This is a genomic window from Rhizobium sp. PP-F2F-G48 (assembly GCF_004342335.1).
In the GTDB taxonomy this organism is placed as follows: Bacteria; Pseudomonadota; Alphaproteobacteria; order Rhizobiales; family Rhizobiaceae; genus Ferranicluibacter.
Map to the genome: position 1 here is coordinate 48,954 of NZ_SLVH01000007.1, position 25,608 is coordinate 74,561.

Here is a 25,608-nt window from a genome sequence, read left to right on the forward strand (position 1 = left end):
AAAGGCTGCAGGAAAATCAGTGGCTTATGTGGCGCGGGCAGTCTCCGGCGACCGACATCGTGTTTCCACGCGGCAGCTCGCCTCAACATGCTGATAACACTTAAAGATTTGCACAGCTAGGCCGCCATGCCCCCGGGCTTCCCAAGGGGGGCTTTCGTGACGGGGTGTTGCAGACTTTCGACAGTCACGCCACCGAGGTGAGGCATCGAGACCGCCGGGCCCAAGGGACCTTATCCCTGCCGAACGGCCTTGCGATCGTCGGCCGGTTCGACACGGGTTGCAAACCAGTTGGCCAGAAGCGCGCCGGAGATGTTGTGCCAGACGCTGAAGATCGCGCTGGGCACGGCGGCAAGCGGCGAGAAATAGGCCGTGGCGAGCGCCGCGCCGAGACCGGAGTTCTGCATGCCAACTTCGATGGCGATGGCCTTGCGCTTGGCAAGCGAGAGGCCGGATGCCTTCGCCGCGAAGAAGCCGAGGAGGTATCCGAGACCGTTGTGCAGAACGACCACGGCGAAGATCATCAGGCCGGACTGCGCGATCGCCGCCTTCGAGCCACCGACGACGGCGGAGACGATGAGGACGATGCCGACGACGCTCACGAGCGGCAGGGCGGGCACGGCTGCCTTGACGACGCCGGGGAGCAGCTTTTGCAGCAGCGCCCCGAGCGCCAGCGGAACCAGAACGACCTTGATGATGCTGAGGAACATCGCCCAGCCATCGACCGGAAGGAATTGGCTCGCAAACATCCAGACCAGGAACGGGGTGATGATGGGCGCGGCGAGCGTCGTGACCGATGTGCAGGCGACCGACAGCGCGACGTCGCCCTTCGACAGAAAGGTCATCACGTTGGAAGACGTGCCGCCGGGGCAGCAGCCGACGAGGATGACGCCAGCCGCGACCTCCGGCGGCATGGGGATGATCCATGTCAGGAAGACGGCCAGCAGCGGCATGATCAAGAATTGGCCGACGACGCCGATGGTCACGTCGAACGGTCGCCGCAGAACCTCGCGAAAATCATCGACCGACAGGGTCAGGCCCATGCCGAACATGATGATCGACAGAAGCGTAACGATCCAGGGGCCGATCTGCTTGAACGTATCCGGAAAGAAGAAGCCCAGGACCGCAAAGAGGATGACCCAGACGGCAAATGTCTTGCCGACGAAGGTCGAGATGGTTGCCAGGCGGTTCATAAGCGCACTCCGGATGCCGTTTTGTCGTGGTGTAAACCGTGCGATCTGCCTGTCAAGGGCAGCGCTTCTGCAATCCAGGGCTTTCCGCTTTTGCATATTGTTCAACGATTTGTTAGGGAACCGCTTACGCAGCCAAAGGAAGCCGATGTTCAAGTTCACCATCAATCCGCCCGTCTTCTTCGGATCGGTCGCCATCATCCTGACGTTCGTGGCGGTCGGAGCCATCGTCCCCGCACAAGCCGAGGCGATCTTCGGCGCGCTGCAGAGCTGGATTTTGACATCCTTCGGCTGGCTCTATCTGCTGGCGGTCGGCATCTTCCTGTTCGGTATCCTCATTCTTGCCTTCGGACGGTACGGGGACCTGAAGCTCGGACCCGACGACAGCCAGCCGGAGTTTCGCTATCTCTCCTGGATCGCCATGCTCTTTGCCGCCGGCATGGGCATCGGCCTCATGTATTTCGCCGTCGGCGAGCCGATGACGCACTTTGCGGCCCCGCCGACGGCCGACCCGCTGTCGATTGCCGCCAAGCGGGAAGCCATGAGCGTCACCTTCTTTCACTGGGGCATCCACGCCTGGGCGATCTATTCGGTGGTGGGCCTGTCGCTCGCCTATTTCGGTTATCGCTACAACCTGCCGCTGACCATTCGCTCGGGTCTCTATCCGCTCCTGAAGGAGCGCATCAACGGCCCGATCGGGCATATGGTGGATATCTTCGCCATCTGCGGCACGCTCTTCGGCATCGCCACATCCCTCGGCTTCGGCGTTCTTCAGATCAATGCCGGGCTGAATTTTCTGCTTGGCGTGCCCGTCTCCTCGGTCGTGCAGGCGGTTCTGATCGTCGTCATCTCGGCGGTCGCCACCCTGTCCGTCGTCAGCGGCCTGGACAAGGGCGTGCGCATCTTGAGCGAGTTGAACCTGATCGTCGCCGTGGCGCTCATGGTTTTCGTGCTGGTCATGGGCCCCACCGCACAGCTGATGCGAGACTTCGTGCAGAATATCGGCCTCTATCTCGACACGTTTCTGCTGCGCACCTTCAACATCTATGCCTACGAGCCGACCCCGTGGATCGACTCCTGGACGCTGTTCTATTGGGCCTGGTGGATTTCCTGGTCGCCCTTCGTTGGCATGTTCATCGCGCGTATTTCGCGTGGGCGAACCGTGCGCGAGTTCGTGATCGCGGTGCTCTTCGTGCCGAGCATCTTCACCTTTCTCTGGATGACCGTCTTCGGCAATACGGCGATCGATATCGATCAGGGGATTGCCGCCGGTGCGCTCGGGCGGGCCATTTCGGACGACATCTCCGTCGGGCTCTTCCAGTTCTTCCAATATCTGCCGTTTCCGGCGATCACCTCGACGCTCGCCGTGGCTTTGGTCGCCATCTTCTTCGTCACATCGGCCGATTCCGGCTCGCTCGTCATCGACACGATCGCGGCCGGCGGGGAAACCAATACCGGAACGGCGCAACGCATCTTCTGGTGCGCGCTGGAGGGTTTCGTGGCGATCGTCCTGCTGCTGACGGGTGGGCTCACGGCGCTGCAATCGGCAACGATCGCATCGGCCTTGCCCTTCGTGTTCGTCATGATGGCGCTGCTGTTCGGCCTGTTCAAAGGCATGCGGGCCGACATGGCGCAGCAATCGGCCCTTGCCGGGCCGCTGGTCGCGCATCCCGCCGCCGGCATCACCTGGCAACGCCGGCTGGCACTGGCGCTGAATGCGCCGAGCGCGACCGACATTTCCACGTTCATCGACGGCGTGGTGCAGCCGGCGCTGGCAGCCGTCGCGGCGGAACTCAAGCGTGGCGGCCGTGAGGCCACGGTGCAGCGGAGCGAGGAGGATGCCGGGACCGGCGGCGTGGTGGTGAGCCTGTCTGTTCCGGCCGCGCGCGTCCGCGACTTCGTCTATGCTGTTGCCCCTGCGGCCCAGAAACTGCCGGCCTATACCGCATTCGACGCGACGAAGATGGAGCTTCGGCATGAAGCGCGCACCTCGTTTTCGGATGGCAGCCGAGGGTACGACATCATGGGCATGAACAAGGAGCAGATCATCACGGACGTGCTCGCCCAGTTCGAGCGCTATCTCGCGCTGACGGCCTCGACCGAAACCGTGCTGATGACGAACGCGCCGGAGCATCTCTAACGGTTCTCGGCGATCGCTCCGGGCTGCGCGCCTCTCGCCTAAAATTGCGCCTTGAGCTGTGCGCCGACGTTCCATTCGGGATCGTCATACTGGCGGAAGGTCGCGCCGACCGAGGTGTCCAGGTGCCAGACCTCGTCGAGGCGGACGCCGATCCGGCCTCCGGCGGAGGCGAAGGTCTGGTCGCGTGCCCGGCCGGACACGTCTCCGACCCAATCGACCGATGCCCGGACGGCCTTGTCATCGGCGAAGATGCGGCCGACGGCGCCGGACAGGGTGTAGTCCAGCCGGCCCTCGGTTTGGTGGCTCCAGGCGACTTCGGCGCTGACGATGTTCTCGCTCGACGTGCCCCCGTGGACCTTGGCTGCGAAGAGGTTTCGATCCGTTGCCGTCTCGCTGTACCCGTCGAGATCGAGCCAGGCTTTGGTGAAGCGCGCCGAGAGCACGATTTCGTTCGCCTGGTCGGGCGCAAACACCGCACCGATGCGTCCGTAGGAGCTGAGAAGCGATCCATCGACCGTGCCACCGGCGGAAACGACAGTGCTGGTATCGAGGTAGCGGCGCGACAGGGTCGCGCTCACATTGGGCGAGCCCCAGGTGCCGACTTCGCCGAAGCCACGCCATGTCGCCTGCGGCGTCATGTAGCGGACAGCGCCGGCGAGCAGCGCCAGCGTGTCGACCGAGACATGATCGTCGTCAGGGTTGACGATCGCGGCGCCGCCGAGAAGGCTGATGCCGCTGCCGGCTTCCCACCGGCCCTTGAACCCCGCCGCCGCGCTGGACGATCCGAAGAGGCTGATCGAACTGCCTGCATCGAAGCGTTCGCCTTCGCCGAGGAGGCCTTGCGCCGTGCCCATGAGGTCAGCGGCGATCGCCTGCCTCTGGCGCGCAAGCTGGTCCATCGAGCCGGTCACGGATGACAGCGTGGTGAAGCCGAGGCGCGTGATATCGATGGTGTCGACGAGAAGGGTCGCGTCGGGTGCGAAGGGATCGATCGGTGCCGTCGTCTCGACGACGACCGTCAGGCCGAGCGTGTCCGATCCCGATGTGCCGACCTTGCCGCCCGTGGCGACATCGTCCTGCAGCGGACCTGTAACCTGATATTTCAGGACCTGCCGGCCGTCCTGCAGGGTGACGATCTGTGCTGCCTGGCCGTCTTCCGCCGAGACGAAGCCGCGATAATCGACGCCAAAGACGCTGAAGCCATCGGGCCGGGTGACGGGGACGCTCAACTGGCAGGTGCTCGTCGCACGTGATATGCCGGGTCCGCCGCCTGCGGTGGCCGAGAAATCGTCGAAGAGCACGCTGGTCGCATTGCCGTCAGGCGAGGTGACGCTCGAGAACGTGCCGTCGGCACATCCGTCGGCCGCCATGGCGTTTCCCGACAGCGCAGCGGCGATGCCTGCGAAACAGAGGACGAACGACGTGCTGTTGCGCATGAGCGGAGCTTTCGATGATGGCAGGCAAGGCGGATGCTTCGAGAAACGGGGCGGAGGGCGTGTTCGCGCCGACCGCCCCGGAGGTTGTTAGCGGCAGGTCTTCCACTGCAGCTGGTAGACGATGGCGGCCTTCACATCCTGCGTGTCGACCGTCGCCATGGCTTCCTGACCACGGGTCGTGTTGACGCGGATGCTGGAATTGGTGCGCAGGTTGACGTCTTCGCCGCAAGCCGACCAGATGAGCGAGTCCGCGACCAGCTTGTTGGAGATCAGGTAGTCCTTCTCGTTCGGGCCGGTGAAGGTCTTGACGAAGGCCGGTCCGCGGGTGCCTGCAAAGAAGTATTCGACGTTGAACTGCGAGCGGGCGCCGCGCGGCAGCTGATTGAAGCCGCGATAGTCGATCGCGAGAACCGAGACGCTGCGGCCCTGCGGCACGTGAACCGGGATGGCCACGTTGCAGGTCTTGCGGTCGAATTTCTTGCCTGTGTCTCCGCCAGCCTGAACGATATAGTTGTCGAACAGCAGGCTCAGGGCCTTGCCGTCGGGGCTGATCGTTGCGGAAACGCTGTCCGACGGGCAACCGCTGCCGCCATAGCCGGGAACGCCGAGGGAAATGTCGTCGGCGTAAGCCGCGGACGAGATGAACAGCGACGCCAGCAGGAGACCAAATCTCTTCATTGAACTTCCTCGTTTTGATGTGAGCCTTAAGCCCTGGCAGGAAAATATGTGTGCCAACATGAACCGTCGCTGAGCATTCCGTTCGGCTGCAATTCACATCAGGAAGCGTTAGAAGTAGAGCGACGTGATTAAGAGAGTTTTAAGCAAACGCGTCGGAAATCGCGCCATTTGGTGGCAGGATCATGTCCGTCGTCACGAACCGAGACGAAATCCATTGGTTGCGGCGCAAGCCGTTCGGAAAGAAGGAAAGACGATGAAAATGCGCTCGGTCGCCCGGAACGCGACGATCCTCGCCGCTATCGGCATCATCCTCTGGGGATGCGCGAGCACGCCGCCGTCTCCGGTTGCCCCGACGGCTTCGGCAAGGCCGGCGAGCTCCGCCGAGGTCCTGCGGGATCATCAGCGCCGGCAGGCGATCCGCGCGCGCGAGGGCGGTTACGAGCGCTTGTATCGCCCTCGCGTCTGCCGCTCGAACGTGGGCCCCTGCGTTCGCTGAAGCGTCTGACTGTCGCTCTCCCTGATCGGGCGTTAGCGCAGCGCCTTGATGGCGTCCAGCACATCGGCGGGAATGTCGATGCCGCTGTCGGCAGCTTGACGTCGCAGGCCGAGACCGCGGCGGCCCGGAAGCCGGACGCCATCCTCGCGCCCGATTTCCTCGGCGAGTTCGGCGAGCCTGCCGGAGGTGCCGGCCCCCGTCGCGGCGTCCGGATCGATCGCGATGATCATGTGACCGAGGGCCGGCGGCGGGCCTTCCGCGTCGAACAGCGAGCTTGATTGATAGGAGAAACTGGCACCGGTGAGTCCCGCGGCCAGCACTTCCACCATCAGGGCGAGAGCAGCACCCTTGGCATCGCCGGCCGGCGCCATCGTCCCTTTCAGGGCGTCCTTCGCGTTCGTCGTCGGGTTTCCCTCGACATCGAACGCCCAGTCTGCGGGGATAGTGACGTTTTTCTGCGCTGCCTCCATCACCTTTCCACGGGCGACCTTGGAGAGCGCGAGGTCGATGACGAGAGGATCGGCACCCGCAACCGGAACGGCAAAGGCGATCGGGTTCGTGCCATACACCGGCTTTCGCCCGCCCCAGGGCGCCATGGCGGCCGGTGCGTTCGCAAACATCATCGCGACGAGGCCTTGGTCCGCAAAACGCTCCACGGTCAGTGCCATCACGCCGGCATGATGCGAACGGGTGATGGCCGCGGCTGCGATCCCCTGCGTCCGTGCGAGGCCCGGCAGGCGTTCCACCGCAAGATCGAGGGCGGGATAGGCGAAACCGTGCATGGCGTCGATGGCGAGCACCCCCGGTTTCTGCAGCCTTGCCGAAGGCTTTGCCCGCCCATCCACCTTGCCGGTGCGCACCTGCTTCGTATAGGCCGGAACCCGCCGCAGACCGTGACCGGACTGGCCCGCAGCCTCGGCCTGCACGAGCGCATGGGCGACCGAGGCCGCAACGGACGCTTCGACCGCGTTGTGCACGAAGGTCGATGCGACGAGGTCTTCGGCGTCTTTGAGAGAAAAGATCATCGGCTCATCCTGTTTTCCCGCTCCTCCACCCCGTGCCGCCCGAGCGTGACTTTACGCACTTTTCCCGAGGCAAGGCACGGACGATCGAACGTTTTTAGCGGAAGAGCGACGTCAGGACGTTGCCGCCCTTCAGGAGATCGATGATCTCGTCGCCGCGCCCGTTCAGCACGGCCTGCATGCCCCACAGGCCGAAACCCTTGACCTCATCGGCCGTGACGACCGGCGGCATGGAGAGTTCCTGCGGATTGGTGACCACGTCGAGCAAGGCCGGGCCGGGATGCGCGAGAACGTCTGCGACCGCGTCCTCCAGCAAAGCCGGATCCTCCACGCGGATGGCATGGATGCCGATCGCCTGCGCCATCAGGGCAAAGTTCGGATTTTTGAGGTCGGTTCCGAATTCCAGGAAGCCGCCGCCCTTCATCTCCAGCGCCACGAAGCCGAGCGAACCATTGTTGTAGATCACCACCTTCACCGGCAGGTTCTGCTGGGCCAGCGTGAGAAAATCGCCCATCAGCATGGTGAAGCCGCCATCGCCGGAAAGGCTGATGACCTGCCGCCCCGGAAAGGCCGCCTGCGCGCCGATCGCCTGCGGCATGGCATTGGCCATCGAACCGTGCGCAAGCGAACTCAGCATTCGCCGGCGGCCGTTCATCTTCAGATAACGCGCGGCCCAGACCGTGACGGTGCCGACGTCGAAGGTGAACACCGCATCGTCCAACGCCTGGTCGCTGATGACTTTCGTGAGATATTGCGGGTGGATCGGCTTGCGTCCCGGCGTTCCCGTCGCGAGCGCATCGAGGCCCTTCCGCGCCTTCTTGTAGTTGGCAAGGCTCCTGGTCAAAAACGTGTCATCGGCCTTGCGGTCCAGTCGCGGCAGGAGCCCTTCGATCGTCGCACCGATATCACCGACGACACCGAGCGCCAGCGGCGTGCGCCGGCCGATATTCTCGGGACGAAGATCCACCTGCGCGATCGTCGCGTCCTTCGGGAAGAACTGGCGATAGGGGAAATCGGTGCCGAGCATCAGGAGGGTGTCGCATTCCATCAGCGCCTGATAGCCGGACTTGAAGCCGATCAGTCCGGTCATGCCGACATCATAGGGGTTGTCCCATTCGACATGCTCCTTGCCGCCGAGCGCGTGGACGATCGGCGCCTTCAAGGCCTCGGCAAGCTGGACGACCCGATCATGCGCGCCCGCGCAGCCGCGGCCGCAGAACAGCGTGACGCGCTCGCCCTTGTTGAGAAGGTCGGCCAGTGCCGAAAGCTCGGTCGCACCGGGCGTGACCACGGGTGCGGCGATCCGCAGGCCGGCGGCTGCGGAAATCGGCGCCTCGTACGCCGAAAGGGCGATATCGCCGGGGATGACGACGACCGAGACGCTGCGGTTGCCGAGCGCACTGCGGATCGCGGTTTCGAGGATGCCGGGCAGCTGCTCGGGATGTGAAACCAACTCGCAGTAATCCGAGCAGGCACGAAAAAGCTCTTCCGGCTTCGTTTCCTGAAAGTAGTTCCGGCCGATTTCCCGCGAGGGAATCTGCGCGGCGATGGCGAGAACGGGGACCCGGCTTCTGTGGCAATCGAACAGGCCGTTGATGAGATGCATGTTTCCCGGACCGCAGGAACCCGCACAGACGGCCAGCTCCCCTGTCAGGGCGGCTTCCGCACCGGCCGCAAAAGCCGCGACCTCTTCATGACGCACATGCACCCAATCAATATCGCCACGCTTGCGAAGCGACTCCGTCATCGCGTTCAGGCTATCGCCGACAAGGCCGTAGATGCGACGGACGCCCGCCTGATGAAGAACCTCGGTCACGAGATCGGCTGCGGTCTTTGCCATGGCGGAGGCTCCTGGGACTATGAAATGGACGGTCGATCGCAAGAGGGATCCTCGGGCGGGGTCACCCGTGACGATCGATTGCCCGTGCAGATCTATGGCAGTGCGCCCGACAGTCGAGAGCTTCCGGTCTGCCGACGACGGTGATCGGCTGGCGGCGGGCCTGGGCTTAGGCCTGCGCGGCGAACTCCTACAGCGTTTTCAGCAGGCGCAGGAGCGACAGGATTTCGAGCGGGGTGCGGCGCTTGAAGCCGATATAGGTGGGGATCTCCTCGCCATGGAAGCGGCGCTTGAAGGCGGCCTGTCCCTGCAGGTTGAAAATCCGGGCATTGACCCTCTTCGAGTGGAAAGCGCGCTCGAACAGGCTCCGCCAGATACGGCTTTCCAGAAAGCCGCTTTCGGTGATCGCCGCAAGCGGCGACAGGCCGAAGGTGACGATCGCCCGACCCTCCGCGGCAAAGCGATCGGTTGCGAATTTCGTCAGCCCGATTTCGGCATGCGGCGTCGTTCCCGCCAGTTTGCGCTTGAACGCGACGGTATAGCCGATCACCTCGCCGGTGCGGAAGATTGGATCGAAATCGAGCACGGCCACCGGATGGCCATCGGGGTCGATGATGAGAAAGCGGCGCATGAACGGCGCGAGCTGGACGCCGAAGGGCCGATTGAGGAAGCGCATCTCGCGGCGGCTGACGATGCGGCCACTGCGCCAGTTCGACGAGATATCCCGCACCTTCTGCGCATCCGCAATGCTGCCGTCGCATTCGATCAGCCGGTAGTTCTTCTTCAGGAGCCAGCGCTCGGAATAGCGGATCGTCTCGTTCCGCTTGCCGGAGAACGAATGCGTATCGAGCGACAATTTCGTATCGACGCCCATATGGTTGATGCGATAGCCGAGCGTTTCCAGAACGGCGGCGGTTTCGCGCGAGGTCTGGACGAAACAGGGCGCATTCGAGGCGGCGACGAAACGCCGGATATAATCCGCCCGGCGTGCGGGATCGGCGACGGGATCGCCGAGCACGAAGGTGTGCCCCATCTTGGTTGCGTAGGCGATATAGCCCTCCGCATCGCCGAAATACTGCAGGTCCGGTTGCGCATAAGTCGAATAGGCCACGGAGAAATCGCCGTATTTTCGCAGAAGCTCGAGGCGGGCCGGCGCGTCGAGCGCGGCAGCGGGCAACTGGGGAAGGCGCGCGTTCAGGATCGCGTCCATCCTCTTGCGTAGGCTTGACATTCACAGGGCTCCGGAAAAGGCGAAGGCGGGCCAGATGACGTCGACGCAGTAGAAATTAGACGCTTACCAATCCGCCGCAGACATTGCCATTTTGTCGCCGCCGTGCACAGTCCCTCGGACTGCTGAAAGCGTTGGAAAGAAGCTGATTTTGTCGACAAATGTCCACGAGGTGATGATCGTCGGTGCGGGTCTGGCCGGATTGACGGCAGCCTATGTTCTGAGACAGCACGGGATCTCGGCAATCTTGCTCGAACGGGAGCCGGAAATCGGTGCCTCCTGGCAGCGGCGGCATCCGCAACTGACGCTGAACACCCATCGCGACCTCTCGACGCTTCCCGACACCCGCTATCCCGCGGGAACCGGCGCCTTTCCGAAACGGGATGTGGTCGTGCGGCATCTCCAGGATTTTGCGCGCACGCACGCCTTCGATATCCGCCATGGGGTCTCCGTTGATGACATCACGCGAGACGCGCCCGGCGTCTTCCGGATCGCGTCCAGCGCTGGCGACTTCCACGCGCGGCATGTCATCATGGCGGTTGGGCGGGATACGGAGAGGCAGCTACCTCCCTGGCCGGGGCTCGACGGCTACGAGGGCGACATCCGACATGCCGCCGACTTTGGTGATGCGCAGGCCTATGCCGGCCGATCCGTCCTCGTCGTCGGCGGCGGCAATTCCGGCTTCGACGTTCTCAACCACCTCAGCCGGGTGAAGACGGGACCGGTGTGGTTTTCCGTGCGGCGCGGCCCGTCCATTCTCCCGAAACGGCTGTTCCGCTTCGCGGTCCATCGCCTGTCTCCTCTGATGCAGGCCTTGCCGACGCGGCTCGTCGATCGCATGATCGCCGCCACGCAGTACCTCGCCTTCGGGCGTCTCTCCCGGCTCGGCTTTCCCAAAGGGCCGCACGACGCGGCCACGCGGCTTGTCGACCAGCAGATCGCCATTCCGGTGGACGATGGAGCGATCGACGCCATCCGGCGCAAACAGATCAGCGTCGTTCGCGGCGTCCGTTCCCTGGACCGCAAGGCCGTGATCCTGGAAGACGGGAGCCTGCTGGTGCCGGATGTCGTCATCGTCGCGACGGGCTACGGCACGTCTGCGCTGGCGCGCAGCGACGGCGGCACCGGCCTCTGGCATATGGGATTGACGCCCAGCCTGACCTCGTTCTTCCACCAGACCCGCCGCGAAGCGACGCTGATCGCAAAGGCGATCTCGGGGCACTCGGGAAGGTAAGTCGTAGAAAACGGAAACATCGACTTAACGACCATTTAAGTCCGTAACGGTAGTGTCCGCGCATGAAGATCAACCGACTTCGTGTCCGGCGGCATGATGCGCGCCCTTTCCCGCCGGAAACGGCATGTCCCCGCAGCCTCCCTTCCGCCGCATCCTCCCTTGCCTGCAGAGCGCCCGACATTGAGGAACATCCGTGCCTAAAACATCCAATCTGATGACGCGCATCCTCCTTGCCGCGTCCGTCCTCGTTGCCGCCGCCTTCGCCGGTTTCTCGTTCTACATCGACACGCTGCAGCGAAGCGCAACGACACGTGCGGTCGAGGAGAATATCGCCTTTTCCGGAAAGCAAGCCGCGCAGAGCGTCGCCAACTGGCTGAACGGCCGCGTCACGCTGACGGCGATGGCCGCCAATGCTGCCGCCAACGCGGCGGACCCTGCGGCCCTCCTCGCTGTCCTGAAGAACGATGTTCTGGTCAAGGAATTCATGACGACCTATGTCGGCGACGAGGCCGGCACCTTCACCATGTCGCCGGCCTCCGACATGCCGGCCGACTATGATCCGCGCAAGCGCCCGTGGTATCAGGATGCGGCGAAGGCGAAGGGCGACATCCTCACCGACCCCTATATCGACGCGTCGAGCGGCGACCTGATCATCAGCGCAGCCGTGCCTCTGATCAGGAACGGCGTCCTGACCGGTGTCGCCGGCAGCGACTTCTCGCTGAAGACGCTGGTCTCGATGATCCGGTCGATCGATGCGGGAACCGGTGGCTTCGCCTTCCTGGTCAACAAGTCCGGCCAGATTCTCGTGCATCCCGATGCCAAGCTCGTGACGAAGACGCTTGCCGATGCCTTCCCGGCATCGACGCCGGCGATCGGCAGCGGCATCATGGAGACGGAAGCAAACGGCAAGCCGATGCTTGTCAGCTTCGTGCCGGTTGCGGGCCTTCCCACCGTCGAATGGTATGTGGGCTTCGCCGTCGATGAGGATCAGGTCTATTCCGCCATCGGCCAGTTCCGGATTGCCGCAACCATCGCGACACTTCTCGCCGTCGGCGCGATGATCGTCTTTCTCGCGAGCCTTCTCAGCCGCCTCGTCATCCGTCCGGTCACCGATATGACCCGTGCCATGGAAAAGCTGGCGTCGGGCGACCTGCAGACGGAGATTCCGGGCCAAGAGCGCCGCGACCAGATCGGCTCCATGGCCGCAGCCGTTGCCGTGTTCCGCACCAATGCCATAGACCGGACACGCCTGGAGAGCGAAGCCGAAAGCGGCCGGTCGCTGTCGGAGCGCGAACAGCGCGCGCGGGAGGCCGCGAAGGCGCAGGAGACCGCTGACGTCCAGCATGCCGTCGAGGCACTGGCGACGGGGCTCGGCCGGCTTGCGGACGGAGATCTCGGCTATCGCATCGCGACGCCTTTCGTCCTCCATCTCGACCGGCTCCGCGCCGACTTCAACCACGCCGTTTCGAAGCTGCACGACGCGATGCGGGCCGTCGGCAGCAATGCGCGTGCTATCGATGCCGGTGCGAGCGAGATCCGCCACGCCGCAGACGATCTGGCCCGCCGCACCGAGCAGCAGGCGGCCTCCGTCGAGGAAACCGCAGCCGCACTGGAGGAGATCACCACCACCGTGCGCGACAGCGCGCGCCGTGCCGAAGAGGTCGGCCAGCTCGTCGCCCGCGCCCGTGCCGGGGCCGAGACCTCCGGCGAAATCGTCGGCAAGGCGGTCAGCGCGATGCAGGGCATCGAGACCTCGTCCAACGAAATCGGCAACATCATCGGCGTTATCGACGACATCGCCTTCCAGACGAACCTTCTGGCGCTGAACGCGGGCGTCGAGGCGGCGCGTGCCGGCGAGGCGGGCAAGGGCTTTGCCGTCGTCGCGCAGGAGGTTCGCGAACTCGCACAGCGTTCCGCGAAGGCTGCCAAGGAGATCAAGGCGCTGATCAACACGTCCAGCGGTCAGGTGCGCGCCGGCGTGTCGCTCGTCGGCGAGACCGGCCAGTCGCTTCAGGCCATTGCGGGCCAGGTGCAGGAGATCAACGCGCATATCGCAGCGATCGTCACCGCGAGCCGCGAGCAATCGACCGGGCTCCAGGAGATCAATACGGCCGTCAACACGATGGACCAGGGCACGCAGCAGAACGCGGCCATGGTGGAGGAGCAGACGGCGGCAAGCCACGGGCTCGCAGGCGAAGCCGCAGCGCTCAACGCCTTGCTCGAGCAGTTCAAGCTCGATGACGACGGCGCGGCGCGATACCCGGCGGCTGCGCGGCGGGCAGCCTGATCACCCGATCCTTGCAACGCCCAACTTCGGACGCGTGGGCGTTGCAAACGGACTGTGGGCCTCAGCGCGCCCGGATCTTGCTTTTCCGAGACCACAGGCTCTAGCGCCGCAGGATCACGCTTTCGGGATCGCAACGCTGCTCCCAGCCCGCGCGCTCCAGTGCAGGCGTGTCGTCGTCTGCTGCAGGATAGCCGAGGCAGAAATAGCCGATGAAATGCCAGCTGTCGGGAGTGTCGAGGGCCGAGACGATCTCTGAGGGGTCGAGGATCGACAACCAGCCAAGCCCGAGCCCTTCCGCGCGGGCGGCAAGCCACAGCGTGTGGATCGCAAGCACCACCGAGTAATCGAGCGTTTCCGGCATCGTCTTGCGACCGAGCCCGTGTCCCTGTGCCACGGAGCGGTCGCAGAAGACGGCAAACTGGGAAGGTGCCGTCTCGAGCCCTGCGAGTTTCAGCCGCGCATAGCGCTCTGCCTTGTCACCCGAATATCCCGCAAGAGCCGCGGCGTTGCATGTCTCGAATACGCGCCGTAAGGCCGCGCGGCGTGTGGTCTCGTCCACGAGCACGAACCGCCACGGCTGGCTGAGGCCGACCGATGGGGCGAGGCAGGCCGCCTGAACCAGGCGCTCCACCGTCCCACCAGGAAGCGGATCGGTGCGAAAAAGCCGGACATCGCGACGCCATGTCAGGAGCTGCGCCAGTTCTGCCCGGAAACCGGCGTCGAATGTCTTTCGCTGCAGCATCTCCCACATCCCTCGGCTCCAGCCGCTTATGGTTTCGCGACGGACAGGCGGTTGCTTAGCAGGAGAAGACCGGTGCGCGCCAGATGACGGCCGCGATCTCGTAAGGATTGTCTCATGAACGGATGCGGTTCGGGCCTTGGCTTGGCGATACGGGACGATTTATCTTCTGAACCGCAAGTCGAGGCGTCGATTACGCCTTCGGCCGGCCCGTCCACAAGGGAATGTTCAGATCGCGAGAGACCTGCGGATCGGCGGTGTATAAGGGCCGTCCTTCTGCCAGAAGCTGCTCGATGATGGTCTTGTCCATCTGCACATGAGCCCGAGCGAGACCCGTCTGGTTGTAGGAATGTCCGGTCGAATTGGGATTGATGCCCGTGATGATGACCTGCGGCGCGCCGTGATAGAGAGCGAAGAGAACGGCATTCAGGCCGTTCGAGCATTTGTCCTCGGTGCGCACCTCGGTATTCTTGCGGCCTGTTATTTCTTCGAACAGCGACATTCGCTCATAGCGGTCGATGATTGTAAGATTGTCATAACTGTAACCGAAGGCCTTCAGTCCATCCGCCAGCCTCTGGCGCTGGTTTTTGCGCCAGAGCAGGACATAGAGGCTGCGCGTCCGCTGATCGGAGAGAACGCGGCGGACCTCCACCGCATTTGCGGAGGTACCCTCGACCTGATTGAACATCATGAAGCTGATGTCGGGCACGTCGATCCCCCAGCCGCGTATGGCGGACTGCGAACCATTGATCGTCATGACGCTGAAATCCGCGTCCCAGCCTTCCGGCTTGTGGATCACCGGGGCGGAGCCGACCACGACCACGGGCCCCCTGAAGACATGGCTGGAGGCTGGCGGGAGAGGGCGGTTCAGCCGATATTTCAGCGACCTGTGGAGGCGCTGGCGGGTCTGCGTGAGCCATTTCTTGACGGTCGTCATCGAAGCACCTTCATGCTGCTTGCCACGCAAGGTGCGTCATCGCTTCTTGAGGAAGCCAGGTTTGAGGTTGCGCAGAAAAACATCGGCGGACTTCAAGATGCCCGTCAGGGAGATCAGCCTGTCCACCTGTGCATCGGTATTTCCCATGCGTTGCGAGAGGACGTCGGCAACCGTAAGGGAAATTTCGGTGGCCGGAATGTCCGGAAAACGCGCGGAGAGCTTTGCATAGGGATCGGACAGATCCGTCTCGTGAAGGGAAAGCTTGCCGGATCTTGCAAAAACCTTGAGGCACACCTGCTCGAAAGCCCAATCGTGGACGGCCACGACACGCCATTTCTCGCTTCTCTTGCCGGAAAATCCTGCCAGCACGACCTTCAGCGGCAGGCGCTGCGCCAGCAGCCAATAGGCAAGCGCAAAGCCCGACGTCGGAAGCTTGTCCGACGGATAGATGCCGTCGCCTAACGATGTCAGGTCGAGATGACCGGTTGCCGTGCCACCGTAATCGGCCTGCGTATTGGGCGTTTCGCTGTCGGCGAGACGCATGTTCAAAATGCCGTGGAACGTTTCGGGGGCGAAGAGGCCAACCACCTGCTCGACCTCGCCGCGATAGACGATGTTTGCACCGCGGGGCTGCGCGCGGGAAACGAGCATGGATTGGCCGGCGAAGGGCTTTTGCAGAACCTTGTAGGCCTTGTTGAAAAAGATGAAGAGGGAATCATCCGGATAGGCCCGCTTGAGCGCGGCGACCTCGACCTGCTCGCTGTTGGCGACCAGAACGACCTGGGAAAAGCGGGAGAAAAACGCCCGCCAGTCCCGTTCGGTTACCAAGCCGGACGTCGTCTTGATGTCTCTATCCTCGGGAAAGTCCATAAATCATACCGCTTTCAGACGATATCCGGTGAAACTCCGTTCATCGGAACTGACGCTGTTGAACGATGACCCGCAAAGATAGTAAGGCCATGTGAACGCGGTCGGCGTAAGGCTCGGCCTCGCTCTATCGTTATCGGGTTCTTACAATATGTTCGGATGGAAGAGCAAACGGAGTTTCACGCGGGAGCTCGTCATAACGCCGCCAGATCCACTGGCCGGTCGTCATGGCATCTCCATCGTGGCCTGCGTCAAGAATGAAGCACCCTATATCGAGGAATGGGTCCGTTTTCACAGATCGATCGGCGTTCGGCACTTTCATATCTATGACGACGGCTCGACGGACGGCACGATGGACACGCTGCGGTCGCTTCTGTCTGCGGAATTCCTGACGATCGTTCCCTGGGTCATGCGCATGCGCGACCAGGCGACGTCGGTGGTTCTGAACGGCCAAGCCATCGCTTTCGCGCACGCTCTCCTCAATTTCGGTGGCGCATACGACTGGATGGCCTTCATCGATGTGGACGAGTTCCTCTTGCCGCGACGCGACCGAACGCTGGGGGAAGCGCTGAGGCACGCGAAGGGTTTTCCAAATATCTCGCTGCCCTGGCACATGTTCGGGCATGGTGGCCATCGGTTACGCCCGGCCGGGCCCGTCTGTCTCAGCTACACGATGCGTGTGGCCCACCCGGAACGTCAGGACGGGAATGCGAGCAACTTCAAATGCATCGTCGATCCGACACGCGTGTCAGGTGTCAGCGTGCACCGCTTCTGCACCAAGGATTTCGGCGATCGGACGTCGAACGATGCCGGCATGGTCGCGTCCGTGCGGGATCGAAAGGCAGAGGCCTTCTTTTCGGCGCAGTATCTGCAGCTCAATCACTACTATCTGAAGTCGGAGCAGGAGCTTGCCGAGAAGGTGGCGCGCGGCTGGTCATTCGACGACACTGCCGCAAAATATCGTCAGAAGGTCGCCGAGACCGCGCGCTCTATCGAACGCGACGTCGTCGAGGATCGCGGCATGGCCGTTTTCATCGCGCAGAACAAGATCGATCTCGGACAGTCCGTGATCCCATTGCCGGAGCAGAGACATGACCGGACATCCTGATCGTCCGAGCGGCCTTCGGCGCGCTCCCAAAGGCTGGGCTGTAACCGAGGAAAAGGCGGGTACGCTGACGCAATGCCTCGGCATCGCCAAGCAGATCGACCCAGCGCCCGTCATCAAGATCGTGACGAAGCCGCGCGGCTGGCGGAAATGGTTCAAGCCGCGGCTGTTCTCGACACGCGAACAGGAGCCCACCTTCATCGTCTCCTGCGGCTTTCGCGCGGAGGAGCCGGTTCTTGCCATCAAGAGCGCGTTCGGCGGCCGTCCGTTCGCGGTGCACCTGCAGCGACCGCGTGTGGATGGCTACGATCTCGTCTTCGTTTCCCGACACGACTGGGTGCCGGAACTGGACGGGATCGACCATGTCCGGCAGATGGTCGGCGTACCCCACCAGATTACGCCGGACAGACTGGCGGCACATGCCGGCAGCAGGTCGCAATATGCTGGTCCTGCCGACCGGGTCGCGGCCGTCTTTCTCGGCGGGTCGAATGGTGCCTATGTCTATGACGCTGCGTGTCATTTGACGATCGGGAATGCCGTGCGGGATCTCGAGGCTGCCGGTTGGAAGATCGTGATTTCCGTCTCGCGACGGTCGAGCGCGGAAACGCTGCAGGCCGCCTTGACGTTGCGGTCCGGCAATGTGACCGTCTGGGATCGGACGGGGGACAATCCCTATCTCGACTTCATGGCCGCTGCCGATGCGTTCTTGATCGCCAAGGACTCGATCACCATGCCTTGTGAGGCGCTCGTGACGGGCAAGCCCGTCTATACGCTCGATCTCACGCACGTGCCCGGGGAGCGGCTTTTAAAGTTCGAGACCTATCATACCGACCTTTGCGAAACCCTGAAGCTGACCAAAGCCTTCGACGGCGACCTAGCGCCCTATGTCTACGAGCCGCTGAACGAAACAGCGCGTATCGGCACCATCGTTGCGGAAGCGCTGGCCAACCGGGAGCGGAGCGGTCCGCGCGGAGTTACGGTCAGCGTGAAGCGGCAGATCTGAGCGCACGCCGTTTCGCCCGGCTCCGGTTTACCTATTCCCGCCAATGGTCGCCGACCCAAAGCGTCGGCTTGATGTAGTGACGCAGGTCGCTGAAGAGGGAATGTCTGCGTTCTCGGCCGGTGATCACGTCCATGAAATAGGTTGCGGGCGTCGTCGCGACCTGCTTGCCGCGGTACTTTCCCTCGAAAGCATGCTGTGGCAGCAGGCCACGCGGAAAGATAACGACGCGGGCCGATTTCGGCAGCTTGGGCGGCAAGAAATAGTTCAGCGGAAAGGGCCGGCGGCAATCCTGGCGGAAATGCAGAACCCAGCGTCTGGGATAGAATTTAACGCCACCCGGTGCGTTCTTCGTTACAAAGCGCTGCTCGTAACGATACTCATCCGCAACCTTTTGCGGATCGGCACGAAATTTTGCCTGGATCGGCACCAACTTGCCGACGGGAAAACGAAACAGCGACGTTTGACCCAGGCGTTCGAACGGCGTGGTCTGGTTTTTGGCCATGACCACATCGTCCGGCTCGCCGAAGGTGAAGAAGTCGTCGAGCGACGAGACGATCACCAGATCGAGATCCAGAAACAGCACGGCGCCTTTGAGTTTCCCCAGCGTCGCGCCCCAAAGACGCGCTTTTGGCCAGATTCCGCGGGAATTGACCGGCATCACCACATCGAGTTCCGGAAGATCCTCGCACAAGACCTCCGGCCGGATGCCGTCACGGTTGTCGGTGAAACACGTGAACGTGAAGGGCGGCGTGATATTCCGCTGCACCATGGCGTAGAGCCTGTTGATGAAGGGAGGGCCGTATTTCGTGCCCCAATTGATGCAGATGATCTGCTTCACGCCACCGCTTGCGTCCAATATTTTCGACATCATATTCCGGTCCCTTACGGACTGTGTGACGCTTCGCCCTTACGGTCGTCGCGCAGCTCGTGCGCCATTCCCGATAGCAAGTGCCGTCTCCTTCTCAGGGAAGGTGATCCGATGAGGGTTCGGAGGCGGACAAAGACATGCAGCAAGCCGCAATCGCGGCTGCCGCACGCTGTCGATCAGCGCTGCTGGACGTGGAGCATGCGCTCGCGCGTGGCGAACCACTCTTCCGAGTAGTCGTCATTCTTGTATTCTTCGAAATACGGGCCACCATCCGTGAAATGCACGAGGGACGCATCCTCACTGCGCTCGTATTCATTGACCAACCAGTTCCAGGCTGGCGGCAATTCGCCGATAAGCTCTTCCGATTCCAGCCATTTGAACTGGTGAAGCTCCAGGCCCGTTGCCGTGTTGACGTAGTCAAGGTCGAGCTTGCGGCACTTGGCGTTGTTGAACAGGATGACGCTTGACCAGTTCTTCTTCTCGTACTTCGTCTGGACCTGACCGAGGAACTTCGTTTCAACCTTCGGAACATAGTTGTGCTTGACGCACATGGCTGCGTAACGATCCTCTTTCAACTCCCAAAGCTTGGCGATGTCGGTGCGCATGAGCATGTCGCAATCGGCAAAGAGCGACCAGCCTTCGAAATTGCTTAGGTAAGGCACGAGGAAGCGCGAGAAAGAAAATTCTGTCGACTGCAGCGCATTGCGCTCGCGTGTGAAGATGTTGCTGACATTGCTCAGCACGATCGGCGTAAATTTGACGGGGATGGAGCTCTTCTCAAGAATGCTCTGGCAAAGAACGTGATACGCGGCGACTTCCTTGGTATCGAAACCGATGAAGACATTGGCAATTTCGGTCATATCTCTCTCATTCCTCAGGTGCGTTTCCCATCGCTGGGGGCGCGTCGTCTGGTCGATGCCGGCGGGCCCACGGCGCAATCTCATGAAGGCCGCTCGTCCCCTTGAAGGATCCGCCGCGCGACATGGTTCGTCGTGGCCATCTCTATGGGATATCAGCGGCTTTCGTAAGCTGCAACCCTATGAAGGATCGCGACATCGCAACGGGCCGGCACGGTTTCAGGCTTTGCGATCGGTCATGGACGCGTCTCGAATGTCTTCGAGGCGTGAAACGTGGCGGATGCCAATGGACGCAGACAAGCCCTCTTCCGTCGTGAAGACATCGGAGCGCTCCCGGAGTTTCGACAGGACATACGCGTCTTCTGCGATCTGGCGCCGCGTGTTGCCCTTCTCGTTATAGGAGTGGCCCATGACAGTGAGCGAGAAGCCCGCCAGCGTGATGGACGGCACGCCCATGAAGAGCGCGTAGCACAGGGCAGCGACGCCATTCGTGACGTGGCCGGTTTCGCCGATGTCCTTTGGCATGCCGCCGCACATGTGCTCGACGATCGCCTCACGCTCCTCCTTGGTGGCACGCATGAGGCTTCGGTAGCGAACACTAGGTTTCATGAGCAACTTCAGGCGCATGACCCAGAGCGGACGGGTATGGAGCCATAGGAGCCCGCGCGTGCGGACATCGGGATGTTCCTCCCAGGACTTCTTGCGCTTTCGAAACGTCAGGTCCGCCGCGGGGAGCCCGAGCATGTTGGCCGTCTTGCCGGCATTGTTCACGTCCATTCGGGCGCAGTGCGCGACGATGTCAGACGGCAGCGTCGGGTTGGGTGCGGACCCCAGCACGAGCCATGGCCGATCGAGAATCTTGAGCTTCGCAAGCCACCGGCGGTGGGTCTCTCTCAATGCCTGCAACTCTTGCTTCTTCATCTTGCCGTCCCGGGAAGCGGTGACCTGTCCGACGGGCACCACGATAAAGTCTCATTTTGCGGCTTCTCCCTCTGCGGGCGTCGGCCGGATCTGTCGTGAATAACGCACAGATAGGACCGATATGCCCCGGACAGGTCAGGATGTCATGCCGTTTTTTTGTAAGCGAATAGCGACAACAGGGCGTCCGGAAGACAATCGAAGGACTGCGGCCTCATCGAGAACCGCTTTTTTACTTTCTTCTGTACAAGACGACGTACAGAGTCTGGGATAGGGAAATCAGCCCATGGCCGCTTCGGCTGGATCGGAACATGTCATAGGCGGGAAGCATCTCGATTATCGCCCCGACCTCGATGGTTTGCGTGCGCTTGCCATTCTGCCGGTTCTTCTTTTCCATGCCGATGTCGCGCTGTTCCGCGGCGGCTTCGTCGGGGTCGATGTGTTCTTCGTCCTCTCGGGCTATTTCATGGCGAAGATCATCCTGTCGGATCTCAAGGCGGGGACATTTTCCTTTCCAGCCTTCTATATTCGCCGAATCCGGCGGATCATTCCCGCGCTGTTCGCGATGATGGCAATCACGGCCGTCTTTGCCTGGTTCCGTCTGATGCCGCAGGAGTTCCGCTATTTCGGCGACAGCGTGCGAGCCGCCGCACTGTTCTCGGCCAATGTTCTCTTCCGCCAGGAAAGTGGCTATTTCGACATTTCGGCCGAAATGAAGCCGCTGCTGCACACATGGTCCCTGTCCATGGAGGAGCAGTTCTACATCCTGTTTCCGATCTCGTTGTTTCTCGCCTTCACCTTCGCCCGGCGGTTCATCCTGCACATCACGGGTGCTCTCATCCTGATCTCGTTCGGTGCCTGCCTTTGGGCGACGAGCCATTCCCCGGAGAAGGCGTTTTTCCTTCTGCATTTCCGCGTCTGGGAATTGTTGATCGGTGCGCTGGTCGCCTTCGCACCACGGCCGAACTACAGCGAGCGGGTGGCGGCTCTCCTCAGCACCGTGGGCCTTGCGGCGATCCTGGCCGCGATCTTCCTGTATTCCTCCGCGACGCCTTTTCCCGGGCCTTCTGCTGCTGTTCCGGTGCTGGGCGCAGCCCTCGTGATCCATGCCCGGTCAACGCGCTGGTTTCCCGCCCGCTTCCTCACCCATGGCGCGTCTCTCTTCATTGGCCGCATCTCCTATTCGCTCTATCTCTGGCACTGGCCGATCATCGTGTTTTATCGCTACGAGACCGGCCACCACCTGACGCTCACCGACAGTCTGATGGTCGTCGTCCTGTCCTTCATCTGTGCAACGCTGTCGTGGCGGTTCATCGAGCAGCCTGCCCGCACCGCCGCGGTCTTCCGGTCGCGCGGTCTCGTCCTGTCGTTGCTGGGAACGACAATGGCCTCGGCCGCGACGTTCGGCTTCGTCGTGACGCGGTATGAGGGCATTCCTGAGCGACTGCCCGCCGATGTCTATGCGATCTATTCTGCGACTTATGACCAGAGCCCCTTCTTTGCACCGAACTGCTTCACCGACACTGATGGTCAGGGATTGCAGACGCAATCCATCCGGGACGGTGCTGTCTGCCCGATAGGCGCTGCGGCGACAGGGGCGCCGCGCTTCATCGTCTGGGGGGACTCTCATGCGGCGGCAATAGCGCCGGCCATCGATGCAGCCGCGCGCAAGGCAGGTGTCTCCGGTCTTTTCGTTGCGCGGGCGTCCTGTCCGCCTCTCCCTGACGCTGTCTTCGGGCCAGAGCGCGTCGTCAATCGCTGCCGTGAGACCTTGGCAGCGACTTTCGGCCTGATCGAGCAGAAAAAGATCCCCTATGTCTTCATGGTCGGTTACTGGCCGAAATATGTTCACCGTACCGAACTGCCCGGTGAAGGCGTCTTCTTCAACACATCCGAACCGCTGCCTCTACCTGACTGGTCGGCGCCGGTTCGCGACAGCCTGAAGGCGACCATCGATGCGTTTGCGCAGCAGGGCACGCGAGCGATCCTCGTTCAGGATGTACCCGAAATGGGCGTGAAGGTGCCGGAGGCGCTGGCGCGTGCGAAAATGACCGACGAGAATGTCGATTTCAGCCTGCCCCTCAGCTACACGCTGCAGCGGCAGAGGCTGGCGCGCGACATGCTGTTCGGGCTTGCGCGGGAAACGGGATCTTCGATTGTCGATCCTTTCGCGTTGCTCTGCGACGCGACGCGATGCCATCCGGTTGCCAATGGCGGCATCCTCTATCGCGACAGCGATCATCTCTCCCTGACCGGCGCGAGATTCCTGTCGCCACTCTTCGACGAGACGATGGCGATGATCGCCAAACCGCCGGGCGAGACATCTCAGCCTTCGGCGGATCGCTGGAGCATGGCGATGCCGGAGACGCAGCGCCGATGAAGATAGAAGCGTTTTAAAAGCTGGTTCGCCGGCAGACCCTGGAGGATCTGCCGATCAGGCGACGGCGCTGAGCCGCGATGCCTGAGTCTGGCCCGCGTCGTCGCGATGCGCGGCATTCAGGCAGCGGGCGACCAGGTCGTGATGGATCCAGCGCACGGGACCGGCGGGCGCTGAGGTTGCGCCGAAGATGAGCCGGCCGGTTGCCTCCACCACCAGCGTACTCAGGAGATCGCTGATCAATTCCTTGCCGTCGCGGTGCATGGCGGTGATGTCGTTGGAGGTACCGATCGTCAGATCCGCCTGGGCCTGGCTGTTGGGCATCGGCCAGGCGCTGAAATCATAGAACGGCACCATGACGGCGCTCGCCTGCAGATCCTTGATCCGGCTTAGCACATCGGTCACCGAGTGGCCGTCGGCCAGAAGAGCTTCGCAGGCCTGCCACTGTTCGTCCGCCCAACGTCCGCCATTCTCGCGCTTCAAGGCCAGCAGAAGCGGGATCAGGGGAAGCTCGATGCCGGTGAAGACGTCGGAAGAATTGGTGCGGATTTCAGGGCAGTTGTAGACGGTCGCCGTCACGCCGGCGTCCCACGCTTCCGATGCGATGGCCTCAAGCCGCATCTTGGCGTAGCCCTGCGTGTAGTTCGTATAAGTCTGCCAGCGATACGCGTCGCCGATGAGAATGCCGGTCCCGTGATAGCCGTAGGCGGTATAGCGCACGGCACTGCCCGAGGCTTCCACCCGCGTGCGGATCGCGGCGCTGGCGTCGATGAGATGACGGAAAGTATTGGCCGAGACTTCATCGAAGTTCTGGAGGATCAGCTTGCCCATGTCGCTATCGAGCAGGGTCTGCGACGACATGTGGCGGGCGCCGGTACCCTTGTAGATCCTGTTGGCGACGACGAGCAGGACCTTGGCCTTCGGGATGCCGCCAGCCATCGTGTGCGCGAAGAAGACGTTGCGCCCCTCCGGAATCATGCCGTCGAGAGTCGCCATGACCTGCGCCAGCGCCGTCTCGAACCGGTTCGTCGCAATCGCCTTGCAAGTCTCGATATGATCCCAGTCGATCTTTGCATCCTGCCACGTCTGAAGCGTGAGGTCCGCCAGAAGATCTGTCGGTGTCGGACCACCCTCCGGGCCGTCGAGATCGAAGCCGGCCATCAGCGGCACGTTGATGATCGTGCCGCCCAGCCGCGCCTCGGCCGCCGAAAGCTCGTCTGGGGTGAGCGGACGCAGCGCATTGTTTTCATCGCGACGGCCGACCGTGATGCCGACGATCTGCATACCGACCTTGCGGGCCTGATCGAGAAGGCCTGTCGCATATCCGCGGCCGAACAACTCGCCGAAGAGAACGAAGATGTCGCCCTTCCGAAACAGCGTGTTGCCGGCGATGCTTTCCAGTGCGATCGGGTTTTCCATGGTCATGTCTTCAGGTCGTGGGTCGTTGCGCGCAGGCCGCAACAGTCGTTGATCATCACATGAACGGAGTTCGCCGCAATGGAAAGTCATTTAACGTGACGGATTATATCGAAACGTGAACCGCATGCGGCATTGACGATGGCGATCGTCGCGCGCGTCAGCGTCTTCGGTCTGCCGAAAGTGCGGGATCAACCGAGAGTGGGCTGCGAACGAGCCGGCGGCACCCTTTGGCACCCGAGAGTGCCGCCAGGTGCAGCAGGCATCTTCGAGAGCACGGTGCACACGGTGTGATGGTAATGACCGTGTTTTGACGAATCCTATATTTCGGGTCCGTACATCGGAAGCGCATGAGATAGATCTTACGCCCAACGGAGGATTGCTATAGGCGAAATTAGGCCGTTATTTTCGAATATACATGTTTTAAGAAGAACGGATATACAGAATTTAGACTTGTAGATTATTGATTTTTTCTTCCGGAGGCCAATCTCATTCTTTTCACGACGATGGAGGGCGATATGGAAGACATCGCAAAGAAGCGTCGCACGCGCGGGCAAGGTGCGCTGGGCGACATTACAGCAACCAAGCAGACCGTCATGGAAATGCAGCGCCGCCAAGAAGACGAGCGTCGGCAGAAGACCGAGCGGCTGCGGGCCCAGCGGCTTGCCAAAGCGACAGGCAGCAAGAATCACGAAACGGCAAGCGGTCCAGCATGAGAATCCGATTCTTTACCGACGAGGGCGGCCGGATCGACGAGAGTGGCGGCGTTTTGCTTCCTGACCAGGCGACCGCGGAACAGGAGGCGCTCGGCGCTCTTTGCGACTGGCTGAGGGATCTTCAGCCGACGGGGCTTCCGGCGACGACCGCCGTGATCGGCGAGCGGGCCGATGGGACTTTGCTCTTCCGGGTGCAACTTGATGTCAACATCGAACGTTTTGATGGTGATGGATCATGATCAGCGTTTCACACCCGCCCG

22 protein-coding genes are annotated in these 25,608 nt (G+C 62.3%); 9 read left to right on the top strand and 13 right to left on the bottom strand.

Annotated elements, in window-relative coordinates; all coding sequences use genetic code 11:
* Nucleotides 1-230: 230 nt before the first annotated feature.
* Nucleotides 231-1,190, bottom strand: a complete 960-nt coding sequence (locus C8J36_RS16240; protein WP_132536406.1) for a bile acid:sodium symporter family protein — start codon at nt 1,188-1,190, stop codon at nt 231-233.
* A 145-nt stretch (nt 1,191-1,335) separates the two neighbouring features.
* On the opposite strand from C8J36_RS16240, the gene C8J36_RS16245 reads away from it, so the two are divergent.
* Nucleotides 1,336-3,327: a BCCT family transporter gene (locus tag C8J36_RS16245; protein ID WP_132536408.1), complete on the top strand. Its 1,992-nt coding sequence runs from the start codon at nt 1,336-1,338 to the stop codon at nt 3,325-3,327.
* A 38-nt stretch (nt 3,328-3,365) separates the two neighbouring features.
* Here the strand turns inward: C8J36_RS16245 and C8J36_RS16250 are convergent, their stop codons facing one another.
* Nucleotides 3,366-4,763, bottom strand: a complete 1,398-nt coding sequence (locus C8J36_RS16250) for a DUF4360 domain-containing protein (protein WP_132536410.1) — start codon at nt 4,761-4,763, stop codon at nt 3,366-3,368.
* A gap of 87 nt (nt 4,764-4,850) precedes the next feature.
* Nucleotides 4,851-5,441 carry a DUF4360 domain-containing protein gene (locus C8J36_RS16255; protein ID WP_082477316.1) on the bottom strand — a complete coding sequence of 197 codons (591 nt, stop codon included), beginning with the start codon at nt 5,439-5,441 and terminating at the stop codon, nt 4,851-4,853.
* Between the two features lie 253 nt (nt 5,442-5,694).
* Here C8J36_RS16255 and C8J36_RS16260 point away from each other — a divergent pair, with 253 nt between their 5' ends.
* The gene (locus C8J36_RS16260) at nt 5,695-5,937 is read left to right on the top strand and encodes a hypothetical protein (RefSeq protein WP_132536412.1); all 243 of its coding nucleotides are present in this window, start codon (nt 5,695-5,697) and stop codon (nt 5,935-5,937) included.
* Nucleotides 5,938-5,969: 32 nt separating this feature from the next.
* Here the strand turns inward: C8J36_RS16260 and C8J36_RS16265 are convergent, their stop codons facing one another.
* The 3 genes from C8J36_RS16265 to C8J36_RS16275 form a co-directional block, all read right to left on the bottom strand.
* Nucleotides 5,970-6,962 (bottom strand): Ldh family oxidoreductase, encoded by a 993-nt coding sequence (locus tag C8J36_RS16265; protein WP_132536414.1) that lies wholly within the window; start codon nt 6,960-6,962, stop codon nt 5,970-5,972.
* A gap of 94 nt (nt 6,963-7,056) precedes the next feature.
* Entirely contained in the window at nt 7,057-8,799 is a 1,743-nt protein-coding gene (gene poxB, locus C8J36_RS16270; protein WP_132536416.1) for a ubiquinone-dependent pyruvate dehydrogenase, read from the bottom strand.
* 187 nt (nt 8,800-8,986) lie between these two features.
* Complete coding sequence (locus C8J36_RS16275; protein WP_062596082.1) at nt 8,987-10,027, bottom strand: phosphatidylglycerol lysyltransferase domain-containing protein; 1,041 nt, start codon at nt 10,025-10,027, stop codon at nt 8,987-8,989.
* A gap of 148 nt (nt 10,028-10,175) precedes the next feature.
* On the opposite strand from C8J36_RS16275, the gene C8J36_RS16280 reads away from it, so the two are divergent.
* Both C8J36_RS16280 and C8J36_RS16285 read left to right on the top strand, forming a co-directional pair.
* Nucleotides 10,176-11,258 carry an NAD(P)/FAD-dependent oxidoreductase gene (locus C8J36_RS16280; protein ID WP_132536418.1) on the top strand — a complete coding sequence of 361 codons (1,083 nt, stop codon included), beginning with the start codon at nt 10,176-10,178 and terminating at the stop codon, nt 11,256-11,258.
* A gap of 214 nt (nt 11,259-11,472) precedes the next feature.
* Entirely contained in the window at nt 11,473-13,545 is a 2,073-nt protein-coding gene (locus C8J36_RS16285) for a methyl-accepting chemotaxis protein (RefSeq protein WP_245506602.1), read from the top strand.
* Nucleotides 13,546-13,645: 100 nt separating this feature from the next.
* Here C8J36_RS16285 and bluB read toward each other — a convergent pair whose 3' ends face one another.
* The 3 genes from bluB to C8J36_RS16300 all read right to left on the bottom strand — a co-directional run bounded on the left by bluB (nt 13,646) and on the right by C8J36_RS16300 (nt 16,091).
* Complete coding sequence (gene bluB / locus C8J36_RS16290) at nt 13,646-14,287, bottom strand: 5,6-dimethylbenzimidazole synthase (protein WP_132536422.1); 642 nt, start codon at nt 14,285-14,287, stop codon at nt 13,646-13,648.
* Between the two features lie 190 nt (nt 14,288-14,477).
* Entirely contained in the window at nt 14,478-15,221 is a 744-nt protein-coding gene (locus tag C8J36_RS16295) for a membrane-anchored protein (RefSeq protein ID WP_132536424.1), read from the bottom strand.
* A gap of 36 nt (nt 15,222-15,257) precedes the next feature.
* Complete coding sequence (locus C8J36_RS16300) at nt 15,258-16,091, bottom strand: 3-deoxy-manno-octulosonate cytidylyltransferase (protein ID WP_132536426.1); 834 nt, start codon at nt 16,089-16,091, stop codon at nt 15,258-15,260.
* A gap of 148 nt (nt 16,092-16,239) precedes the next feature.
* Here C8J36_RS16300 and C8J36_RS16305 point away from each other — a divergent pair, with 148 nt between their 5' ends.
* Both C8J36_RS16305 and C8J36_RS16310 read left to right on the top strand, forming a co-directional pair.
* A complete protein-coding gene (locus C8J36_RS16305; protein WP_132536428.1) occupies nt 16,240-17,196 on the top strand; it encodes a glycosyltransferase family 92 protein in 957 nt (318 codons plus the stop codon).
* On the top strand, nt 17,180-18,196 hold the full coding sequence (locus tag C8J36_RS16310; RefSeq protein ID WP_132536430.1) for an ELM1/GtrOC1 family putative glycosyltransferase: 1,017 nt from the start codon (nt 17,180-17,182) through the stop codon (nt 18,194-18,196). Before C8J36_RS16305 ends, C8J36_RS16310 begins: the two co-directional genes overlap by 17 nt.
* Before the next feature lie 31 nt (nt 18,197-18,227).
* Here C8J36_RS16310 and C8J36_RS16315 read toward each other — a convergent pair whose 3' ends face one another.
* The 3 genes from C8J36_RS16315 to C8J36_RS16325 form a co-directional block, all read right to left on the bottom strand.
* The gene (locus C8J36_RS16315; RefSeq protein ID WP_132536432.1) at nt 18,228-19,067 is read right to left on the bottom strand and encodes a glycosyl transferase; all 840 of its coding nucleotides are present in this window, start codon (nt 19,065-19,067) and stop codon (nt 18,228-18,230) included.
* A gap of 173 nt (nt 19,068-19,240) precedes the next feature.
* Nucleotides 19,241-19,924, bottom strand: a complete 684-nt coding sequence (locus tag C8J36_RS16320) for a glycosyltransferase (protein WP_132536434.1) — start codon at nt 19,922-19,924, stop codon at nt 19,241-19,243.
* A gap of 216 nt (nt 19,925-20,140) precedes the next feature.
* Complete coding sequence (locus C8J36_RS16325) at nt 20,141-20,842, bottom strand: hypothetical protein (RefSeq protein WP_132536436.1); 702 nt, start codon at nt 20,840-20,842, stop codon at nt 20,141-20,143.
* Between the two features lie 283 nt (nt 20,843-21,125).
* Between C8J36_RS16325 and C8J36_RS16330 the strand changes: the two genes are divergently transcribed.
* Nucleotides 21,126-23,219: an acyltransferase family protein gene (locus C8J36_RS16330; RefSeq protein WP_132536438.1), complete on the top strand. Its 2,094-nt coding sequence runs from the start codon at nt 21,126-21,128 to the stop codon at nt 23,217-23,219.
* Nucleotides 23,220-23,273: 54 nt separating this feature from the next.
* On the opposite strand, the gene C8J36_RS16335 is transcribed toward C8J36_RS16330, so the two are convergent.
* A complete protein-coding gene (locus C8J36_RS16335) occupies nt 23,274-24,635 on the bottom strand; it encodes a hypothetical protein (protein ID WP_132536440.1) in 1,362 nt (453 codons plus the stop codon).
* A 515-nt stretch (nt 24,636-25,150) separates the two neighbouring features.
* Here C8J36_RS16335 and C8J36_RS16340 point away from each other — a divergent pair.
* Both C8J36_RS16340 and C8J36_RS16345 read left to right on the top strand, forming a co-directional pair.
* Entirely contained in the window at nt 25,151-25,348 is a 198-nt protein-coding gene (locus C8J36_RS16340; protein ID WP_132536442.1) for a hypothetical protein, read from the top strand.
* On the top strand, nt 25,345-25,587 hold the full coding sequence (locus C8J36_RS16345) for a hypothetical protein (protein WP_132536444.1): 243 nt from the start codon (nt 25,345-25,347) through the stop codon (nt 25,585-25,587). Before C8J36_RS16340 ends, C8J36_RS16345 begins: the two co-directional genes overlap by 4 nt.
* Nucleotides 25,588-25,608 lie beyond the last annotated feature (21 nt).

What these genes read in the sequence shown, in the direction of transcription:
- C8J36_RS16240 (WP_132536406.1), bottom strand. Translation starts at nt 1,190, where the DNA reads ATGAACCGCCTGGCAACCATCTCGACCTTCGTCGGCAAGACATTTGCC.
- C8J36_RS16245 (WP_132536408.1), top strand. Translation starts at nt 1,336, where the DNA reads ATGTTCAAGTTCACCATCAATCCGCCCGTCTTCTTCGGATCGGTCGCC.
- C8J36_RS16250 (WP_132536410.1), bottom strand. Translation starts at nt 4,763, where the DNA reads ATGCGCAACAGCACGTCGTTCGTCCTCTGTTTCGCAGGCATCGCCGCT.
- C8J36_RS16255 (WP_082477316.1), bottom strand. Translation starts at nt 5,441, where the DNA reads ATGAAGAGATTTGGTCTCCTGCTGGCGTCGCTGTTCATCTCGTCCGCG.
- C8J36_RS16260 (WP_132536412.1), top strand. Translation starts at nt 5,695, where the DNA reads ATGAAAATGCGCTCGGTCGCCCGGAACGCGACGATCCTCGCCGCTATC.
- C8J36_RS16265 (WP_132536414.1), bottom strand. Translation starts at nt 6,962, where the DNA reads ATGATCTTTTCTCTCAAAGACGCCGAAGACCTCGTCGCATCGACCTTC.
- poxB (WP_132536416.1), bottom strand. Translation starts at nt 8,799, where the DNA reads ATGGCAAAGACCGCAGCCGATCTCGTGACCGAGGTTCTTCATCAGGCG.
- C8J36_RS16275 (WP_062596082.1), bottom strand. Translation starts at nt 10,027, where the DNA reads ATGTCAAGCCTACGCAAGAGGATGGACGCGATCCTGAACGCGCGCCTT.
- C8J36_RS16285 (WP_245506602.1), top strand. Translation starts at nt 11,473, where the DNA reads ATGACGCGCATCCTCCTTGCCGCGTCCGTCCTCGTTGCCGCCGCCTTC.
- bluB (WP_132536422.1), bottom strand. Translation starts at nt 14,287, where the DNA reads ATGCTGCAGCGAAAGACATTCGACGCCGGTTTCCGGGCAGAACTGGCG.
- C8J36_RS16295 (WP_132536424.1), bottom strand. Translation starts at nt 15,221, where the DNA reads ATGACGACCGTCAAGAAATGGCTCACGCAGACCCGCCAGCGCCTCCAC.
- C8J36_RS16300 (WP_132536426.1), bottom strand. Translation starts at nt 16,091, where the DNA reads ATGGACTTTCCCGAGGATAGAGACATCAAGACGACGTCCGGCTTGGTA.
- C8J36_RS16305 (WP_132536428.1), top strand. Translation starts at nt 16,240, where the DNA reads ATGTTCGGATGGAAGAGCAAACGGAGTTTCACGCGGGAGCTCGTCATA.
- C8J36_RS16310 (WP_132536430.1), top strand. Translation starts at nt 17,180, where the DNA reads ATGACCGGACATCCTGATCGTCCGAGCGGCCTTCGGCGCGCTCCCAAA.
- C8J36_RS16315 (WP_132536432.1), bottom strand. Translation starts at nt 19,067, where the DNA reads ATGATGTCGAAAATATTGGACGCAAGCGGTGGCGTGAAGCAGATCATC.
- C8J36_RS16320 (WP_132536434.1), bottom strand. Translation starts at nt 19,924, where the DNA reads ATGACCGAAATTGCCAATGTCTTCATCGGTTTCGATACCAAGGAAGTC.
- C8J36_RS16325 (WP_132536436.1), bottom strand. Translation starts at nt 20,842, where the DNA reads ATGAAGAAGCAAGAGTTGCAGGCATTGAGAGAGACCCACCGCCGGTGG.
- C8J36_RS16330 (WP_132536438.1), top strand. Translation starts at nt 21,126, where the DNA reads ATGGCCGCTTCGGCTGGATCGGAACATGTCATAGGCGGGAAGCATCTC.
- C8J36_RS16335 (WP_132536440.1), bottom strand. Translation starts at nt 24,635, where the DNA reads ATGGAAAACCCGATCGCACTGGAAAGCATCGCCGGCAACACGCTGTTT.
- C8J36_RS16340 (WP_132536442.1), top strand. Translation starts at nt 25,151, where the DNA reads ATGGAAGACATCGCAAAGAAGCGTCGCACGCGCGGGCAAGGTGCGCTG.
- C8J36_RS16345 (WP_132536444.1), top strand. Translation starts at nt 25,345, where the DNA reads ATGAGAATCCGATTCTTTACCGACGAGGGCGGCCGGATCGACGAGAGT.